The following is a 14,351-nucleotide window of genomic DNA, read 5'->3' on the forward strand; positions in this document are numbered from 1 at the left end:
ACGGCATCGGTCTTCCCTCCGCCACGCTGCGCCGTCCGCCGTTCGGACGGCGATCACTCCCGGCTACCACCACCGCGCGAACCGGAAACCCCCGCGGCCGCCGGCTCCCACGCCCGGCGGCCGAGGAACGCCAGCATCCGCGTCTGCTCGTCGGCTCCGGCGGGCGGGACGAGCTCCGGGCCGAAGAAGCCCGGCCGGCGCACGACGTTCGCCCGGGCCCAGCCGAACGCCAGCGCCACCAGGTCCGGCGGGAGGCGCACGTCCCGGTCGATGTCCCAGCTGTGCGCGACGAGATCGGTGGTCAGCAGCGGCACGATCCCGGCGACCGGCACCTCGCCGAGGCCGGGCAGCGACACCTTGCGGCCCAGCTCGTCGCCGGTCAGCGTCCGGACCGCCGCCGCCCGCCACGTCCCGACGGGGTCCGCGGCCGCCAGCACCGCGGGGTGGGGCGCGCCCGGCGCGCCCGCGGTCTCGCCGTAGTCCGCGCCGCTCGCCCACGCCCGCAGCTGGCGCTGACCCCAGATGACGTGCCCGGCGACGTCCCGCACCGACCACTCCGCGCACGCCGACGGCGCGTCCCACCGGTCGTCCGGCACGGCCGCCAGTACCGCGTCGAACCCGTCCTGAGCGCGCCGGTACAACTCCATCGCGTCCATTTCGCTCCTTCGTCGAAGGTGTTCTCGCCCCGAGGACGAACGGGCGCGGCGGGACTCGACAGTTGACCCTGACACCGTGTCAGCCGCTATCCCGGACCCATGACGTTCTTCCGCACCGCCACCGACGTGGCCGCCGATCTCCGCCGGGGCGCGCTGTCGTCGCGTGAGCTGACCGAACAGCTCTTCGCGCGTATCGACGCCTCAGACGTCAACGCCGTCGTGGCGACCCGCCGCGACTTCGCGCTCGAAGCCGCTTCGCGCGCCGACGCGACGACCGGCGGCCCGCTGCACGGCGTCCCGATGACCGTCAAGGACGCCTTCGCGGTCGCGGGCATGCCGACGACCTGGGGCGAGCCCGCGTTCGCCGAGACCGTGGCGGATCGGGACGCCGTCGTCGTCGAACGGCTGCAGGCGGCGGGCGCGATCGTCGTCGGGAAGTCGAACGTGCACCACCTGCTCGCCGACTTCGGCCGCACCGAGAACCCGGTCTACGGGCGGACGGTGAACCCGCGGGACCCGGCGCGGACGCCGGGCGGCTCGTCCGGTGGCGCGGCGGCCGCCCTCGCCGCCGGACTGTCCTTTGTGGAGTACGGCTCGGACCTGGCCGGGTCGATCCGGATCCCGGCGGCCTACTGCGGCGTCTACGGCCTCAAGCCGACGCCGGGAACCGTGCCGCTGCGCGGTTTCCAGCCCCCCGGGCCACCCGCCGACCTCGCCCGGGAGTTCCCGTCGGCGGTCGGCCCGCTGGCCCGGTCGGCCGCCGACCTGCGGCTCGCGCTCAGCGTCACCGGCGGGCCACTTGCGCCGCCCCGCCGGTCGCGGCTCGCGGACTTCCGCGTCGGCGTGGTGCTCGACGACCCCGCCTGCCCGGTGACCGAGGAGGTCGGGACGGCCCTGTCGGACGCCGTCGACGCGCTCGCCAAGGCGGGGGTGCACGTGGCCGAAGGCTGGCCCGACGACGTCGATCCGGTCGTCCAGGCGGAGGCGTTCGGCTTCCAGGTCGAGTGGTTCTTCGCCGCGCAGGAAGGCCGCGAACCGGACGGCGCGGACGCCCAGGAGCGGCAGCGGGCGGCGCTCGGCGCGGCGTGGGCCCGGTACTTCGCGGACGTCGACGTCTTCCTGACCCCGACGGTGTTCACGACGGCGCCCGAGCACGACGACCGGCGCCGCTACGACGACCAGGTGTTCTGGATCGCGCAGGCGTCGCTGCCCGGGCTGCCGGCGGTGAGCGCGCCGATCGGCGGGCCGCTGCCGGCCGGGTTGCAGGTGGTCGGACCGTCCCGCGAGGACGACACGGCGATCACCTTCGCCGAGCTCGCCGCGGACGTCGTCGGCGGGTTCGTCCCGCCTGCGGGATGATCGGCGCGTGTTCTCGATCGGCGACTTCGCCCGCCACGGCCGCGTGTCGGTCCGGATGCTGCGCCACTACGACGCGCTCGGGCTGCTGCGGCCGGCGCGCGTCGACCCCGCGACGGGCTACCGCAGCTACGCGGCGGCCCAGCTGGCGCGGCTCAACCGGATCGTGGCGCTGAAGGACCTCGGGTTCACCCTCGACCAGGTGGCGACGCTGCTGGCCGACGAGGTACCGGTCGAGCAGGTGCGCGGGATGCTGACGCTGCGGCGGGCGGAGCTGGAGGCTTCGCTGGCGGAGGGCGCGGCGCGGCTCGCGCAGGTGGAAGCCCGGCTGCGGACGATCGAGGCGGAGGGAAGCGCACCCGACGTCGTGGTCAAGGAGCTGCCGGCGCTGCGGGTGGTCGAGCTGACGGGCGTCGCGGCGGGGTTCGCGCCGGAGGCGATCGGCCCGGTGGTCCGCCCGCTGTGCGCGGAGCTGGGCCGGCGCCTGGCCACCGCGGACGTCACCCCGGCCGGACGGCTGACGTGCTACTACGAGCAGCGCGCCGAGGACGAGGTCGTCGTGCACGCGGCGGTTCCGGCGTCGGTGGGGCCGGGCGAGCTGAACGGCCTGACGGTGGCGGACCTCCCACCGGTGCGCGCGGCAACGCTGGTCCACCGCGGCGCGATCGACGGCGTGCTGCCGAGCTGGCAGGCGGTGGTCCGGTGGATCGACGAGCAGGGGTTCACGTCGGCCGGGCCGCAGCGGGAGCTGTACCTGGACTGCCCCGAGGACCCGGCGGGCTGGGTGACGGAACTGCAGGAGCCGATCGGCTAGGGCCGGTGGGCGTGCTCGGCAGGCAGGTCGCGGTCCAGGTGGTCCGCGTGGTGCAGGGCCTGGGCCAGCAGCCCGCGCACGTGGTTGTCCGCCGCCGAGTAGTACACGAACGTTCCCTCGCGGCGGCCCTTCACCAGGCCCGCCAGCCTCAGCTTCGCCAGGTGCTGGCTCACCGCCGTCGGGGCCGCGCCCGCCAGCTCGGCCAGGCACGCCACCGAGGACTCGCCCTGCAGCAGCGCCCACAGGACCTTGATGCGGGTCGGGTCGGCGAGGAGGCGGAACGACTCCGCCGCCAGGTGGACCTGCTCGTCGGTGGGCATGTCGAAGTCCGGCAGCGACGCGTGCATGCCGTGAACCCTACTACTTGCGTATCTGCGTGTGTGCGCAGATAGACTCGCAAACATGGGACACGGACATGGGCACCGGCACTCCCGGTGGCGCCCGCACAGCCACGACAGCGCCGACCGCGTCGACCACGCCCTCGAGACCAGCCGGCGCGGCCTGCGCACGCTGACCTGGTCGTTCGCCGCGCTCTTCGTGACCGCCGTCGCGCAGCTGGTGCTCGTGCTCGTCACCGGGTCGGTCGCGCTGCTCGGCGACACGATCCACAACTTCGCCGACGCGCTGACCGCCGTCCCGCTCGGCGTCGCCTTCCTGCTCGGCCGCCGCGCGGCGACGCGCCGCTACACCTACGGCCTCGGCCGTGCCGAGGACCTCGCCGGGGTCGTGGTCGTGCTGGTCGTCGCCGCTTCGGCGGTGCTCGTCGGCTACGAGTCGGTCGTGCGGCTGGTCGATCCCCGGCCGGTCGGGCACCCGTGGGTCGTCGCGGCGGCGGGCGTGATCGGCTTCGCCGGCAACGAACTCGTCGCGCGGTACCGGATCAAGGTCGGCCGCGAGATCGGTTCGGCCGCGCTGGTCGCCGACGGCGTGCACGCCCGCACCGACGGCTTCACGTCACTGGCCGTCGTCGTGGGCGCGGCCGGGGTCGCGTTCGGCTTCCCCGCCGCGGACCCGATCGTCGGGCTCGGCATCACGGTCGCGATCGTGTTCGTGCTGCGCGACGCGGCGAAGGAGGTGTTCCGGCGGCTGCTGGACGCCGTCGACCCGGCGTCGGTCGAGCTGGCCGAGCGGACGGCGGCCGAAGTGGACGGTGTGGTCGACGTCCGCGACCTGCGGATGCGCTGGATCGGCCACCACTTGCGGGCCGAGCTGGCCGTCGCGGTCGCGGCGGAGCTGACCGTCCGCGACGCCCACACGCTCGCGCACGAGGTGGAGCACCGGCTGGTGCACGCGGTGCCCCACCTGGCCGCGGTCGTCGTCCACACCGAACCGGCTAGCTCCGGCGCAGCCCGAACGCCAGCTTGAGGACCACCAGCAGCACCGTGCCGAGGATCAGCGGCTGCGCGAGGACCAGCTGGACGACCGTCGGCATCGCCTTGAGCGTCGCCGCCGGGACGAACAGGCCGCCGATCGCCGTGATGAACGGGAAGCCGGCCAGCATCAGGTTGTCGCGGGACCAGTGCACGCCCGAGAGGACGTCGATCGCGCTGGCGAACAGCACGCCGAACAGCACCGTACCCGCCGCGGCCAGCACCGGCAGCGGGACCGCCTGCAGCAGCCGGTCGAACGGGCCGAGCCCGCCCAGCACCAGCAGGATCACGCCGGTGGCGAGCGTGACGTAGCGCGAGCCGACCTTCGTCACGCGCAGCAGGCCGATGTTGTCCGGGTAGGCCAATGTGGACAGTCCACCGAACACCGCGCCGACCGTGCTGCCGAGCACTTCGCCGAACACGCCCTGGGAGACGCGGTAACCGGACAGCTCCTGCCCGCCCCAGTCCGCCACGATGTCGTAGGTCGCGATGCTCTCGGCGATCGCGGGCAGCAGCGTGATGAAGAAGATCAGCACGAGGTCGCCCCGCACCGCGAAGCCGAACGGGAAGATCCGCGGCACCGTGACCCCGAGGTTCTCCCCCACCGCGCCGAAGCTCGTCGGCGAGAGGAAGGCGTAGACGACGGTTCCGGCGACCACCGCGACCAGCACCGCACCGCGGCGCAGCAGGGTTCCCTTGGGCAGCAACGTCAACGCGATGACCAGCGCCGCCGCGACACCGCCGGCGAGCAGGTTCACCCACGGGAACCCCGGGCTCGCGGGCGTGCCGAGCCAGTTGGGCAGCGCGGTGCTCGTCAGCTGGGTCGCCAGGATCAGGACGAGCACGCCCGCGATGATCGGGTCGCGCACGAACTTCGCGAGGTACGTGATCGGCCCGAACCGCCGGAGCGGGATCGCGAGCACGCACCAGATCAGGCCGGCGACGACCATCGACCCGAACGCCGCGCCGAGGCCGCCGCGCCCGTGCCCGACGGCCAGCAGCGCGGCCAGCGAACCCGCGTACGGGCCCTGGACGATCGGCAGCCGCAGCAGCAGCACCGACTGCAGGACCACCACCAGCCCGGACGTCATGAACGTGACGCCGTAGAGGTAGGCGGTGTCGGCGGCGGACAGCTTGAACGCGGTGCCGATCAGCGCGGGGAAGATCAGCAGGCCGGCCATGCCGAGGATGTTCTGGATCCCGAGCCCGACCGCGCTGGAGACCCGGACCTTGTCGTCGATGCCGACGTCGAAGACGGGGACCGGTTCGGGCGGCGCCGGGACGGTGAGGCGAGTGGTCATGGCGCCTCCGGGGCGGTGGCGCGCAGGCGGGCGGCCCAGCGCTCCAGGAGGCCGGCGAGCACGACGCGGAGGAGCGCGGACGCCTTCATGGCCGGGACTCCGGCGGCGGGCGGAGGAGGGGCAGCACCGGCGCCGGCCGGGGTTGCGGCCACCTCGGCGGGCGCGCCGGCCCCGGCGGCGACCGCGCCGGCCGGCTGCCCGCCGGCGCCGGGCTCGTCGCCGTGTTCGATGCGCTGCCGGACCCGGGAGGCCAGCTCCCCCACCATCCGGCCGGAAACGTCGGCCATGATCCCGCGGCCGAACTGCGCCAGCTTCCCCGAGATCGTCAGATCCGTGGCCAGCACGACGTTCGCACCTTCACCCGAAGGCGTCACCCGCATCGTCGCGCGGGCCTTGGCCGTGCCCGAGCCGCGGGTGTCCTTGCCGTCGGCGAGCAGCACCGCCGTGCGGGCCACCTCGTCGCGCTCGACCACCTTCGCCACGCCCTGGTAGGCCGCCGTCACCGGGCCGACCTTGATCTTCACCTTGCCCTGGTACGCGTCGTCACCCAGGTCCTCGACCAGCTCCGCGCCCGGGAAGCACGCGGCGACGTTGTGGGCGTCCTGCAGGAAGCGGTACACCTCGTCGGGGTCGGCGGCGACCTCGAAGGAGTTTTCGATCAGCATCAGGAAACCTTTCCGGCGGCCAGCAGGGCGTCGACGATCCGGGCGGGGGTGACGGGCGCGCGGGTGACCCGGGCGCCGAGCGGGCGCAGCGCGTCCTCGACGGCGTTGGCGATCGCGGCCGGCGGCGGGACCGTGCCGCCCTCCCCCGCGCCCTTCGCGCCGAGCGGGTTGAGCGGGCTGGGCGACGCGATGTGGAACAGGTCGACCGGCGGCACCTCGGCCGAGGACACCAGCGCGTAGTCGAGGTAGCTCGTGGCCTGCGGGGTGGCCTCGTCGTCGTAGACGGCTTCCTCGTACATCGCGTTGCCGAGGCCGTGGGCGAACCCGCCGAGCACCTGGCCGTCGACGAGCAGCGGGTTGATCACGGTCCCGCAGTCGTGGCCGATGACGTACTTGAGGATGGTGATCCCACCGGTCTCCGGGTCGACCTCGACCAGCGCCGCGTGCGCGCCGCTCGCGTAGGCCGCGCGCTCCGGCGAGAAGTAGCTGGCCGTCTCGAGACCCGCCGTGATCCCCCGCGGCAGCGTGATCCCGTGCTTGCCGATGTTCGCGACCTGCGCGAGCTGCTGCAGGGACACGGACTTCTCGCGGTCGCCGCCCAGGCAGGCGAGATCGCCGTCGAAGTCCACTTCGGACGGTGAACAGCCGAGCAGCACCGCCGCCGTGTCGAGCAGCCGGGCCCGCATCTGCTTGGCCGCGTCGAACACCGCGGGCCCGCAGGTGGCCGTGATGCGCGAGGCGAACGTCCCCTGGCCGAACGGGATCCGGGCGGTGTCGCCGGTCGTGACGTCGATGAAGGACATGTCCAGGCCGATGCCGTCGGCGGCGATCTGGGCGTAGATCGTCTCGTAGCCCTGCCCCTGCCCCGCCGCGGCGAGGGTCACCAGGATCCGGCCGCGGTTGGTGACGCGGATCTTCGCACCTTCGTACGGGCCGAGGCCGCAGCCCTCGACGTACACGGCGAGGCCGATGCCGAGGTACCGGCCTTCCGCGCGCAGCCGGGCCTGCTCTTCCCGGGCCGAGGCGTAGCCGATGCGGTCGAGCGCGCCTTCCAGCAACGCCGGGAAGTCGCCGCTGTCGTAGGTGAGCGGGCTGCCGTCGCGGAACATGATGCCGACCTGGTACGGGAACTCGTCGGCCTGGATGAGGTTGCGCCGCCGCACTTCGGCGGGGTCGAGGCCGAGGTGCGCCGCGATCCGGTCCATCATGCGTTCCATCACGAACACCGCCTGCGGCCGGCCCGCGCCCCGCACCGACGAGGTCGGGACCATGTTGGTGTAGCAGGCCCGCAGCTCGATGTCGATGTTCGGCACCTTGTACGGGCCCGGCACCGTCGCCGTCGTGATCGACGGCACCTGCAGCCCGGCGCAGTACGCGCCCTGGTCGTGCTCGATGACGTCCTTGACCGCCAGCAGCCGCCCGTCGTCGTCGAAGCCGACCTCGACGCGGTGGGTCTGCGAGCGTTCCATCATCGCCGAGACGAAGTTCTCCTGCCGGTCCTCGACCCACTTCACCGCGCGGCCCAGCTTCTTCGCGACCCACGGGATGACGACTTCTTCGCCGTAGAACTGGGCCTTCGGGCCGAAGCCGCCGCCGACGTCCGGCGGGGCGATCACGCGCAGGTCGTCTTCGGCCATTTCGTAGATCAGCGACAGCTGCTGGCGCGCGTAGTGCGGCGACTGCGTGGTGTCCCAGATGGTCAGCTGCCCGGTCGCCGGCTCGAAGCGCGCGGCCACGGCCCGCGGTTCCATCGAATGGCCGCCGCCGCGCATCTGGTAGAACTCCTCGCTCAGCGTGTGCGGCGCGGTACTCAGCGCTTCCGCCGCGTTGCCGGCGCTCTGGGTGAGCAGCACGGCCACATTGGACTCGTCGCCGCGGTGGACGAGCGGTCCGCCGGGACGCAGCGCGGCGGCGGTGGAGCCGACGGCGGGCAGCACCTCGTAGTCGACGTCGATCAGTTCCAGGGCGTCTTCGGCGATGTACCGCGACTCCGCGACGACGACGGCGAGCGGCTCGCCGACGTAGTGCAGGTTCTCCGGCGGCATCGGCAGCCGCGGGTAGTCGCGCAGCTTCGGGTGCTGGACCTTGGGCGCCAGGGGTTTTTGAATTTCCATCAGGTCCGCGCCGGAAAACACGGCGACGACGCCGGGCAGCGCGCGGGCCTCGGTCGCGTCGAACGCCGTGATCCGGGCGTGGGCGTGCGGCGAGCGCAGGAAGGCCGCGGCCAGTGCGTCGGGCAGGTCGAGGTCGTCGAGGTAGCGGCCGCGGCCGGTGAGCAGGCGCCGGTCCTCGCGCCGCGGCAGCCGCTGTCCGATCATGTCAGGCATCGGCCCGTCCTTTCGCGACGTCCAAAACGGACTGCACGAGTCCGCTGTACCCGGTGCAGCGGCAGATGTTCCCGCTCAGCACCTCGCGCGCCTCGGTCTCGTCGCGAACGGTGTCCTCGCGCAGCGCGGCCGTGACGCTCATCAGGAACCCCGGCGTGCAGAACCCGCACTGCAGGGCGTGGTTGCGCTTGAACGCCTGCTGCAGCGGTGCGAGCTCGCCGTCGCCTGCCAGACCTTCGACCGTCTCGACGGCCGCGCCGTCGACCTGGACGGCGAGCATCAGGCACGCCCGGGTCGCGGCGCCGTCGACGATCACCGTGCACGCCCCGCACACGCCGTGCTCGCAGCCGAGGTGCGTGCCGGTGAGCCGCAGCTTCTCGCGCAGGAAGTCGGCCAGGGTCAGGCGCGGGTCGACGTCGACGTCGAACGGCTCGCCGTTGACCGTGCCCCGGACGCGGTGGGTGACTTCAGGCATGGGCCTTCTCCGTGATGTCGGCGAGCGCGCGCTTGACCAGCACGCCGGTGAGCCGGGCGCGGTACCCGGCGCTCGCGTGGATGTCGCCGGTGGGGTCGACCTGGGCGCGGGCGGTGGCCTCAGCAGCCGCACCCAGGTCGGGTCCGAGGGGCTGCCCGATGACGAGCAGCTCGGTGTCGGTCAGCCGGTGCGGGGTCGGCGCCACCCCGGCGGCCGCGATCCGGCACGCCGTGACGACGCCGTCGTCCACTTCGCACACCACGGCGACACCGGCCAGCGCGAAGTCGCCGCGCCGGGTGGCGAACTCCCGGAACGCGGAGAACTGGTTCGCGCGCGGCCGGTCGACGCTCACCTCCAGCAGCAGCTCGTCCGGTTCCAGCGCCGTGGTGAGGTGGAACAGGAAGAAGTCCGCCGCGGGCACGGTCCGGACACCCCGGGCTGAGGCGAGGGTGAACTTCGCGTCCAGCGCGGTGAGCACGCTCGGCAGCTCGGCGGCCGGGTCGGCGTGGGCCAGGCTGCCGCAGACCGTGCCGCGGTTGCGGATCTGCGGGTGCGCGACCTGGTGCAGGGCCTCGGTGAGCACCGGCAGCAGCCGCGCGGCCTCGGGCGAGCGTTCGAGCTGCCGCTGCCGGACCAGGGCGGGGATGGTGATCGTGTCCTCGCCGAACGTCGGCGTGCCGAATTCCGCGCCGAGGCGGTTGACGTCGACGAGGTGCTCGACGTGGGCGAGGCGGAAGTTGAGCATCGGCACCAGGCTCTGGCCGCCGGCCAGGACCTTGGCGTCGTCGCCGAGGTCGCGCAGCAGCTCGAGGGCTTCGTCGAGTCCGCGCGGCGCGTGGTAGGTGAAGCGGGCGGGTTTCATCGGGTCTCCGTGACGCGGCGCAGGTGCTGCCGGACGCGGCCGGCGAGCAACGGGCGTTCGATGAGCGACAGGTGCCGCAGGTCGGACAGGATTTCGAGGTCGGCGCCGCCGATGCCCTCGGCGAGGGTGCGGGCCATCGACGGCGGGGTCGCGTAGTCGTCCCGCCCCACCAGCACCAGGGTGGGCGCGGTGATCGACGGCAGCAGCGGCCGCGAGTCCATGGCCCCCATGGCGATGGACGCGGCGGCGTGGGCTTCGCTGTTGGTGCGCAGGAAGATCTTGACCACGCGGTCGGCCTCCTCCGGGTGCCGGTCGCGGAACTCCGGGGAGAACCAGCGGTCGAGCTGGAAGGCGACCTGCTTGGCCCGCGGCACCGTGACGGCCTTCTGGGCGCGTTCGGCCCACGTGGTGCCGGCGTCTTCGCCGTACCAGGCCGTGGTGTCGGCCAGGATGAGCGACCGCACGCGGCCGGGGAACCGGCCGGCGAAGTTCACCGCGACGCTGCCGCCCATCGACAGGCCGAGCAGGCTCGCGGACGACAGGTCGAGCGCGTCGAGGGTGCGGGCGACGTCGTCGGCGAGGTCCTCGATGGAGAACGGCTTGCCGTCCCACGCGCTGTCGCCGTGGCCGCGCAGGTCGAGGGCGAACACCTGGAACTCGTCGGAGAGGGCTTCGGCCAAGGGCGTCCACAGCTCGCCCGACAACGCGAGCGGGTGCAGCAGCACGAGGGGTTCGCCCGCGCCGCGGCGGCGGACGGCCAAGGGCTTGCTCATGCGGGCCTCCGGAAGAGCGCGTCGGCGTTGGTGTGCAGGATCGCTTCGACGAACGCGTCGTCGAGGCCGCTTTCGCGGACCGTCCGGACCGGCTCGGGGTCGCCGAGCGCGAACGGGTAGTCGCTGCCGAGCAGGACGCGCCCGGGGCCGACGAGCCCGGCGAGGAAAGCGATCGACGGACCGGACAAACCGACCGTGTCGTAGTGGAAGTCGCCCAGGTAGGCGGACGGCTTCCCACGCCGCAGTTCGCCAGCGAACGCTTCTTTCGTGCGGTAGCCGCCGTCGAGCCGGTGCGCCTGGTACGGCAGGAACCCGCCGCCGTGCACCAGCACCAGCCGCAGGTCCGGGTGGCGGTCGAGGACACCGGCGAGGATCAGCTTGGTGACCGCGACGGTGTTGTCGATCAGTCTGCCGTGGACGTTGCCCATCGTGCCCAGCGACGTGAGGTCGCCGGACGGCCCGCACGTCGGCGGGTGCAGCACCACCGGGATGCCCTCGGCCGCGGCGAGCGTCCACAGTGGATCGAACGACGGCTCGTGCGGCGCCGGCCCGGAAGGCGGGTCGGTGTTGAGGATCAGTCCGGCGAATTCGGGCCGCTTCCACGCTTCCAGCAGGTCGTCGGCCGCTTGGTCGCCGTCGTCGGTGGCCACCGAGGCCAGTGCGACCGTGCCCGCCGCCGACTCGGCCATCGCGTCGTTGACCGTGCGCGCCCAGTCGCGGGCGCGGGCCGGGTTCAGCGGCGCCGACTGGATGTCCAGCCACGGCGAGAGGATCTGCCGCGTGACACCGGCCTGCCGCTGCCAGTCCGCGCGCGGGCCGGCTTCGGTCATCCGCGCGCCGATCGGCCGGGTTTCGCCGGTGCCGGGCACCGCGACCACCCAGCCCCGGTCGGTGCGCCGCGCCGAGAACCCCGCGACGGGGCGCTGTTCCAGCGCGGTCAGCAGCGAGCGCGGCACGATGTGCGCGTGCGTGTCGAGGACTTCCGTCCGACTCACCTCCACCGGTCGGGTTGGTGTCTTGACGCTAAGCCGGCGTCGCACCGGCGACCAGCGCGCTTTCCTGGCAGCAGCCGTAAGGAGAACTGACAGCCGGGCCCTCGCATCCGGCGGGCGTTCGTGTTGCGATGGGAGTCCACAACGGAAAGGCGGCGGTCGTGGCGGAAACCCGGAACGTGGTCGTGGCGATCACCGGTGCCAGCGGAGCGTGCCTGGGCGTGCGCGTCCTGCAACTCCTGCGGGAGCAGCCCGGGATCCGGACGCACCTGGTGCTGTCGAAGGCCGGCATCCTCACCCTGCGCCACGAATGCGACCTCACGGTGACCGACGTCCGCGCGCTCGCCGACGTCACCTACCGGCCGGGCGAGATCGGGGCGGCGATCGCGTCCGGCTCGTTCCCGGTCGCGGCGATGCTCGTCGCGCCCTGTTCGGTCAAGACGCTCTCGGCGATCGCCACCGGCTACACCGACGACCTGGTCAGCCGCGCCGCCGACGTCTGCCTCAAGGAGGGCAGGCCGCTGCTGCTGATGGTCCGCGAAACGCCGCTGCACCTCGGGCACCTCAAGTCGATGGTCGCGGTGACCGAAGCCGGCGCGATCGTCGCGCCGCCGGTGCCCGCGTTCTACCCGCGGCCGCGGACGGTCGGGGACCTGGTGGACTACACGGCTCGCCGCGCGCTCGCGCGGGTGGGATTATCGGAGCTGGCGCCGCAACCGTGGGACGGCGAACTGACCAGGGCCGACCCGGCCGACCTGCTGGGGCGGTGACGAAGGGGACCGGGGTGCTCGAGGCGCGGCGGCTGCAGATCTTCTCCGCGGTGGCCGAGCACGGCTCGTTCACCGCGGCGGCCGAGGCGCTGTTCATGACCCATTCCGCCGTCTCGCAGCAGATGGCCCTGCTCGAACGGCAGCTGGGTGTGCCGCTGATGCTCCGCGGGCCGCGCGGGATCGAGCTGACCGAGGCGGGCAGGCTGCTCGCCGAGCGCAGCACCGGGCTGCTCGGCACCATCGCCCACATCGAGCAGGAGATGTCGGACCTCAAGGCGCGGCACGCGTCGGTGCGGCTCGGCGCGTTCCCGACGGCGGGCGCGGACCTGATCCCCCGCGTCGTGCGCGAGTACCAGCGCCGGTACCCGGAGACGAAGATCGTGCTGCGCTCGGCGCACGCGTCCGACATGACGGCGGCCCTGCGCGACGGCTCGATCCACCTCGGCCTGGTCTGGGACTACGACTTCGACCCGCGGTCGGTGCCCGCCGACGTCGAGTGGGTGCACCTGGCCGACGACCCGCTGTGCGTGCTGGTGCCGCTGGACCACCCGGTCGCCGGGGAGTCCGAAGTGGAGCTGCGGGAGCTGGCGGGCGAGACGTGGGTGGTGCGCAGCCACCGGCCGCCCTACGACGAGGCGTTCACGACACTGTGCCGGTTGTCCGGTTTCGAGCCGCGGATCGGGTTCGCGACCGAGGACTACCTGTCGGTGCAGGGCCTGGTCGCGGCCGGGATCGGCATCGGCGCGGCCCCGCGGCTGGCGCTGGTGGCGCAGCGCCCCGACGTCGTCGCGGTGGCGATCGCCCCGGCCGCCCCGCGCCGCCGGATCGCGGCGGTCCGCCTGCTGGAGGCGAGTCATCCCCCTGCGGCGCGGCAGATGCTGGAAGTATTGCGGGTGGTGGCGACGACCGACCCGGAGGAACCCGCGTGACCGAACCGTCCGACGTCCTGCGCCGGATGCTGCTCGACGGCCGCACGGACGTGTCACTGGTCGACCGCATAGTCGAGGACCTGGCCCGCCGCATCATCGACGGCTCGCTCCCGCCGGGCGCGGACGTCAACTCGGTGGACTTGGCGCGGCGGTTTTCGACGTCCCGGACCCCGGTGCGGGAGGCGCTGCTGACCTTGCAGCGCGAGGGGCTGGTGGACATCCCGGCCCGCCGCCGGCCGCGGGTCGCGCCGGTGACGCTGGCCCAGGCGCGCGAGCTATACGAGATCCGGGCTTCGCTGCACGCGCTGGTCAGCGAGCTGATCGTGGCGCGGTCGCCGGATCTGTCGGTGCTGGCTGCGTGGCAGTCTCAGTTGCGCGAGGACGCTTCGGCCGGCGACGTCGACGCGTACTTCTGGCACAACGTGTCGTTCCGCCAGGCCGAAGCGGAGGCGGCGGGGAACCGCCAGCTGACGCGGTTGCTGGGGTCGTTGGGACTGCGGACGTTGCAGTTGCGGCACGTGAGCTTGTCGTTGCCGGGGCGGTTGGACCGGTCGGTGGCGGATCATGAGCGACTGCTGGCGGCGTATGCCGATGGGGATGCCGTGCTGGCGGTGGCTTTGACGCGGTCGATCATCATGACCGGGTTGCACTCGATCGAGGCTTCCGGCTGGTCGGGGCTCGAGGTGTAACGGGAACCGGGTCGGCCGCGACTGGGACGGGTGTTGCCGTCGAAGACGACCAGTCGCCCGGAGCCCTCGCACCGGGCGCACGGAGGGTTTCGCCGATGAGCCTCGGTTGGCAGTACACGCAAGTCGGGTATGTCGAAGAGTCCGGCTTTTTGCGCGGGCCGAAGTGGGTCTTGAAGATGTACGACCCGGTCGGCGAAAGATTCGTTCCGCTCCAGCCGCAACCGGAACACGAGATCGTTCTCTTGAACCTGCTCGGCCGCCAGGGCTGGGAGCTGGTGACCATCCCCGAACTGCACGCGAACGCTGCCGGCGATGCGGGCGCCCCAGACCGTACGCGCACCTGGTTCTTCAAGCGCCCGATCCCCGAGTGAG

Annotated in this window: 16 protein-coding genes; 7 read left to right on the forward strand and 9 right to left on the reverse strand. The window is 73.0% G+C overall.

The window, feature by feature from the left end:
* Positions 1-53 precede the first annotated feature (53 nt).
* Positions 54-656, reverse strand: a complete 603-nt coding sequence (locus AB0J40_RS08390; protein ID WP_364449346.1) for a TIGR03086 family metal-binding protein — start codon at positions 654-656, stop codon at positions 54-56.
* 99 nt (positions 657-755) lie between these two features.
* Here AB0J40_RS08390 and AB0J40_RS08395 point away from each other — a divergent pair, with 99 nt between their 5' ends.
* Together AB0J40_RS08395 and AB0J40_RS08400 are read left to right on the forward strand one after the other, a co-directional pair.
* The gene (locus tag AB0J40_RS08395) at positions 756-2,015 is read left to right on the forward strand and encodes an amidase family protein (RefSeq protein WP_364449349.1); all 1,260 of its coding nucleotides are present in this window, start codon (positions 756-758) and stop codon (positions 2,013-2,015) included.
* A gap of 7 nt (positions 2,016-2,022) precedes the next feature.
* Positions 2,023-2,826 (forward strand): MerR family transcriptional regulator, encoded by an 804-nt coding sequence (locus AB0J40_RS08400; RefSeq protein WP_364449352.1) that lies wholly within the window; start codon positions 2,023-2,025, stop codon positions 2,824-2,826.
* On the opposite strand, the gene AB0J40_RS08405 is transcribed toward AB0J40_RS08400, so the two are convergent.
* Positions 2,823-3,173: a metalloregulator ArsR/SmtB family transcription factor gene (locus AB0J40_RS08405; protein WP_364449355.1), complete on the reverse strand. Its 351-nt coding sequence runs from the start codon at positions 3,171-3,173 to the stop codon at positions 2,823-2,825. The genes AB0J40_RS08400 and AB0J40_RS08405 overlap by 4 nt on opposite strands.
* A 55-nt stretch (positions 3,174-3,228) precedes the next feature.
* On the opposite strand from AB0J40_RS08405, the gene AB0J40_RS08410 reads away from it, so the two are divergent.
* Positions 3,229-4,191 carry a cation diffusion facilitator family transporter gene (locus AB0J40_RS08410; RefSeq protein WP_364449357.1) on the forward strand — a complete coding sequence of 321 codons (963 nt, stop codon included), beginning with the start codon at positions 3,229-3,231 and terminating at the stop codon, positions 4,189-4,191.
* On the opposite strand, the gene AB0J40_RS08415 is transcribed toward AB0J40_RS08410, so the two are convergent.
* Genes AB0J40_RS08415 through AB0J40_RS08445 form a run of 7 tightly spaced genes read right to left on the reverse strand, consistent with a single transcriptional unit; the run spans position 4,160 to position 11,594 of the window.
* Positions 4,160-5,497 (reverse strand): solute carrier family 23 protein, encoded by a 1,338-nt coding sequence (locus AB0J40_RS08415; RefSeq protein ID WP_364449360.1) that lies wholly within the window; start codon positions 5,495-5,497, stop codon positions 4,160-4,162. The two genes, AB0J40_RS08410 and AB0J40_RS08415, sit on opposite strands and share 32 nt — an antisense overlap.
* Positions 5,494-6,162, reverse strand: a complete 669-nt coding sequence (locus AB0J40_RS08420; RefSeq protein WP_364449363.1) for an SRPBCC family protein — start codon at positions 6,160-6,162, stop codon at positions 5,494-5,496. Before AB0J40_RS08420 ends, AB0J40_RS08415 begins: the two co-directional genes overlap by 4 nt.
* Positions 6,162-8,489 carry a xanthine dehydrogenase family protein molybdopterin-binding subunit gene (locus AB0J40_RS08425; RefSeq protein WP_364449365.1) on the reverse strand — a complete coding sequence of 776 codons (2,328 nt, stop codon included), beginning with the start codon at positions 8,487-8,489 and terminating at the stop codon, positions 6,162-6,164. The genes AB0J40_RS08420 and AB0J40_RS08425 overlap by 1 nt, the downstream gene beginning before the upstream one ends.
* On the reverse strand, positions 8,482-8,964 hold the full coding sequence (locus AB0J40_RS08430) for a (2Fe-2S)-binding protein (protein ID WP_364449368.1): 483 nt from the start codon (positions 8,962-8,964) through the stop codon (positions 8,482-8,484). The genes AB0J40_RS08425 and AB0J40_RS08430 overlap by 8 nt, the downstream gene beginning before the upstream one ends.
* Positions 8,957-9,826, reverse strand: coding sequence for a xanthine dehydrogenase family protein subunit M (locus AB0J40_RS08435; protein WP_364449370.1), 870 nt, complete (start codon positions 9,824-9,826; stop codon positions 8,957-8,959). The genes AB0J40_RS08430 and AB0J40_RS08435 overlap by 8 nt, the downstream gene beginning before the upstream one ends.
* Positions 9,823-10,599, reverse strand: coding sequence for an alpha/beta fold hydrolase (locus tag AB0J40_RS08440; protein WP_364449373.1), 777 nt, complete (start codon positions 10,597-10,599; stop codon positions 9,823-9,825). The genes AB0J40_RS08435 and AB0J40_RS08440 overlap by 4 nt, the downstream gene beginning before the upstream one ends.
* Positions 10,596-11,594 (reverse strand): amidohydrolase family protein, encoded by a 999-nt coding sequence (locus AB0J40_RS08445; RefSeq protein ID WP_364449376.1) that lies wholly within the window; start codon positions 11,592-11,594, stop codon positions 10,596-10,598. Before AB0J40_RS08445 ends, AB0J40_RS08440 begins: the two co-directional genes overlap by 4 nt.
* 158 nt (positions 11,595-11,752) lie before the next feature.
* Between AB0J40_RS08445 and AB0J40_RS08450 the strand changes: the two genes are divergently transcribed.
* The 4 genes from AB0J40_RS08450 (at position 11,753) to AB0J40_RS08465 (ending at position 14,350) form a co-directional block, all read left to right on the forward strand.
* Positions 11,753-12,361, forward strand: a complete 609-nt coding sequence (locus tag AB0J40_RS08450) for a UbiX family flavin prenyltransferase (protein ID WP_364449378.1) — start codon at positions 11,753-11,755, stop codon at positions 12,359-12,361.
* Positions 12,358-13,290, forward strand: a complete 933-nt coding sequence (locus tag AB0J40_RS08455) for a LysR family transcriptional regulator (RefSeq protein ID WP_364449380.1) — start codon at positions 12,358-12,360, stop codon at positions 13,288-13,290. Before AB0J40_RS08450 ends, AB0J40_RS08455 begins: the two co-directional genes overlap by 4 nt.
* The gene (locus tag AB0J40_RS08460) at positions 13,287-13,979 is read left to right on the forward strand and encodes a GntR family transcriptional regulator (RefSeq protein ID WP_364449383.1); all 693 of its coding nucleotides are present in this window, start codon (positions 13,287-13,289) and stop codon (positions 13,977-13,979) included. The genes AB0J40_RS08455 and AB0J40_RS08460 overlap by 4 nt, the downstream gene beginning before the upstream one ends.
* A gap of 95 nt (positions 13,980-14,074) precedes the next feature.
* On the forward strand, positions 14,075-14,350 hold the full coding sequence (locus AB0J40_RS08465; RefSeq protein WP_364449386.1) for a hypothetical protein: 276 nt from the start codon (positions 14,075-14,077) through the stop codon (positions 14,348-14,350).
* The last annotated feature ends 1 nt before the right edge of the window (position 14,351 follow it).

It is taken from the genome of Amycolatopsis sp. NPDC049691, from assembly GCF_040675005.1.
In the GTDB taxonomy this organism is placed as follows: domain Bacteria; phylum Actinomycetota; class Actinomycetes; order Mycobacteriales; family Pseudonocardiaceae; genus Amycolatopsis.